The 3,565-nt window shown below is 68.8% G+C and carries 3 protein-coding genes; all 3 read left to right on the forward strand.

Features of this window, described 5'->3' with window-relative positions; all coding sequences use genetic code 11:
* Positions 1-2,380 (forward strand): hypothetical protein (locus tag FDZ70_07830; GenBank protein ID TLM73195.1); only part of this gene is annotated, 2,380 nt, incomplete at its 5' end.
* A gap of 93 nt (positions 2,381-2,473) precedes the next feature.
* Entirely contained in the window at positions 2,474-3,019 is a 546-nt protein-coding gene (locus tag FDZ70_07835) for a hypothetical protein (GenBank protein ID TLM73196.1), read from the forward strand.
* Between the two features lie 6 nt (positions 3,020-3,025).
* Positions 3,026-3,565: cytochrome c biogenesis protein ResB (locus tag FDZ70_07840; GenBank protein ID TLM73197.1), on the forward strand; the 540-nt coding region annotated here is incomplete at its 3' end.

A 3,565-nucleotide genomic window follows, 5' to 3' on the forward strand; every position in this document is an offset into this window, starting at 1 on the left:
CACGCTCCCAAAACTGCTGACCACCGCGATCGCCGCGCCGAACGTTCCCGCCAACGCCCAGCGCGTCTGCTCCGCGTGCCACGACGCCAACGGCCCGGGCAGCGCCATCGCGGCGTACTACCCGCCGAGCGGCTACGGTACCGCGCCGGCCACGAACCCGCGCAGCGGCCACCGCACCAAGACCGCGGGCAACCTGCCCGCCGGCAGCGCGCTGCCCTGCGACGTGTGCCACAACCCGCACGGTGCCGAGGGCGGCAAGATGCTGCTGTACGACATCAACGTCAACGGCACGACCATCACCGTCGGTGACGGGGCTGGCGAGGTCAACATGACCTCGACGGAGCAGACGAACCCGGTGAACGTCCGCAACTTCTGCCTGACGTGCCACGTCACCGACGACGCGACCGGCCAGGGCTGGAACGGCTCGGCGATGGTCAACATCACGAGCGGCAACTTCCTCGGTATCCCGAGGACCGGCGGCGTGCTCAAGCTCCCGGTCGTGCCCACCGGCCACAGCGCGGCGGACACGGCGTGGTCGTGCTACGTGTGCCACGGCGACGACTTCGCGTCGTCGAGTTCGGTCAACGTCCACAACCCGGCGAGTGGCGAGTCGCGCGGCGGCATCCCGTGCTACGCGTGCCACACGGTCTACCAGGCGCGTATGGAGGACAGCCTGCTGACCACCACGGGTCCGGAGCGCACGAACTGGTACCACCACGTGCTCGGCAACGGGACCTACAACGGCGACACGATCACCTACCCGCTGAGCGCCGGCGCGAGGACCGACGTCTTCTGCCTGAGCTGCCACGTGGACCACAACCTGTTCAGCCCGTTTGTGAACGTTACCTATCAGCGAGGCCGGAACCTGCGCCTGACGATCGGCGCGGCAGCACCGGCGTCCACCGCCGACGCGACGAACACCGACTTCGGCACCGTTGCGAATCCGGGCGTGTGCGTCTACTGCCACAGCCAGGCGCTTACGAAGGACACCGCCAACATGGCGGCCGGCGGCTCGTCCAAGACGATGACGGTCACCGCGAGCCAGTACGCCTCGTCCTCGCACAACTACTCCGCGCCCTCGACCTTCGCCGGAGACTCGACCCGGTTCAATGCGAACTGCTCGAAGTGCCACGACGGCGAGCTCGACGGCGGAGGCATGGAGAACGGCAGCAAGACCGACGGGTTCCAGACCGACCCGAACCACTTCTCGGTCCACTACTCGGGCGAGGAGCGGATCCTCGCCGCGATGGGCGCCACGGTGACCGCCGGCATGTCCGAGGAATGGCTGTGCCTGCGGTGTCACGGCAACGACAATCCCAACCGCACGACGCTGGACTACTACGGCGTGCGTGCGATGGACTCCACGTCTACCAGCATGACCGGCCTGTTCCGGCGGCCGGGCGTGATGTCGGCGCATCCGGTCACGTCGACCGCGATGCAGGGCCGCCACCGCTCCGACGACACGTCGGCGAGCTTTGCCGTGGCCAACCGCCACGTCGAGTGCGAGGATTGTCACAACGTGCACGCTTCCCAGCCCGGGACGCACACGTCCCGGCAGTCGACCGCCGGCCCCGTCATGTTCGGGCAGTGGGGCGTGCAGCCTGCGTGGACCGCGTCGAACTGGGGTCTCACCACCGCGTACACCACCGTCACGATCAGCGGCGGCGCCACCGACTACGAGGCGTACCTCTGCTTCAAGTGCCACAGCTCGTACGCCGCGCCGTCCGTGGGGGCGACCGGGCTCACTGGCATCGTCAGTCCCTCGCGCCCGACGACCCGAGCGTACGCCCAGGTGAACGTGGCGCGCGACTTCAACCCGAACAACTTCTCGGGCCACAACGTCATGGGTGATGCGTTCACTCGCGCGGTGACGAGTAGCAGCGTGACGTGGGCCAAGCCGACGGACCTCGGCCTCGCCGCCCCGTGGAGCATCGACTCGTCGATGACGTGCTCAGACTGCCACACGTTCAGCGGCACGGGCGCGAGGGGCCCGCATGGGTCTGCCAACCGATACCTGCTCAAGTGGGGCGGCACCGGGAACTGGTACGACCGGACCTCGTTCAGCTGGGGCACGTCAGCCAACAACTTCTGCGCCGGGTGCCATACGAGCGAGCGGCACAGCTTCCCCAGCAGGTCGGACCATACGCGGCGCTGCAACCACTGCCATGTCGTCATCCCGCACGGGTGGAAGTCCCCCAGGCTGTTGCGCGGACGGTCGGACCGTGTGGCGAACGCATACGTGGTGCCCGATACCGTCAATGGTGACGGCTTCTACGGCATCAACCTCGTCAACATCACCGACGGCCCCGGCAGCACGGAGACGAACTGCGGCGACAGCTGCGACAGCGCCCGGCATCCGATCACGAACCCGACCTGGTAGGATCGGCCGGGCAGAACGGCAGGGGAGCGGGCGGTTCGCGTCCGCTCCCCTGCTATCATCTGGACTGGCCGCGCCGTCGTTAGGGGAGGACCCGTGCACCGTTCCCGCCGGCTGCTGCCGGTCCTCATAGCGCTGTCGCTGCTGCTCACGGGCGCATCATGCGGTGAGCAACGCGACTCTGACGCCCTCGAGCTTCCGAAGGCCGAGAAGGTCGACATCCCTGCTGCTCCGGACCTTCGTACGCCGGAGTCCGCCGTTCGCTCGTACCTCGACTGGGTCTCGTACGCCTATGCCACGGCGGTTTCCGATTCAGCGAGTCTCACCGCGGATTCGTACGAGATGGTGCGGGTCGACTCCTACATCCAACTCAATCGCGAGCAGTCGCAGTGCCTGTACCAGCGGCTGGAGTCGCTCGAGACGAGCCTCGTGTCGGTGAGCGCCTCGGACGCGGTCGTGACTGCGAGGGAGACGTGGCGCTACCGATACTTCTCCATCGTGGACAACAGCTGGATCGGACCGGTCCATCGCACCTCCTACGAGGCGACGTACACGCTCGTGCCCCCGCCCGCGGGCTCGCCGTCTCCGGGCCCGTGGATCGTGTTCGAGGTGCGCGCGGACCCGCTGGATGAGGTGTTCTGACCCCTGTTGGAGCGCGTGATCCAATACCTGAGGTCGCCATGGCTCGCCATCGCGCTGATAGCGGCGACGTCGGTGTACGCCGCTCTGGCCGCTTCGGTCCCCGGATGGGCCGAGCGCGGCTTCGCTTCGCCGGTGTTCGCCGCGCTGTGCGGCGCGCTCGCGCTGTGCACGCTCGTGTGCGCGGTCGAACGTACCCGCGTCGCGGTGCGCACACTGCGTGCGGGAGCCACCGCGCCCTCGGCGCTCCTGTCGGCGCCGCATGCCGGATCGGCGCCTCTGGCCGCCGAGTCGGCCGACGAGGCTCTCGACGCCGCGTCGCGCGAGCTGCGCACCGTCGGCCTGCGCGTCCGGCGTTCCGATGGCGGGCTTGTGGCGTCGGCGAACGCGTGGGGCGCGCTCGGCAGCCCGGTGTTCCACTGGGCGCTCGTGCTGCTCTTCTTCGCTGTCGCGGGCGGCCGGCTCACCCGGGCGGAGGGTGCGATCGACCTGCCGCTCGGCCGGTTCGTCACCGACGAGTCCCCGTCCTACCTGCCCGGCGCCGTGGAG

This window comes from Actinomycetota bacterium, from assembly GCA_005774595.1.
GTDB lineage: Bacteria > Actinomycetota > Coriobacteriia > Anaerosomatales > D1FN1-002 > D1FN1-002.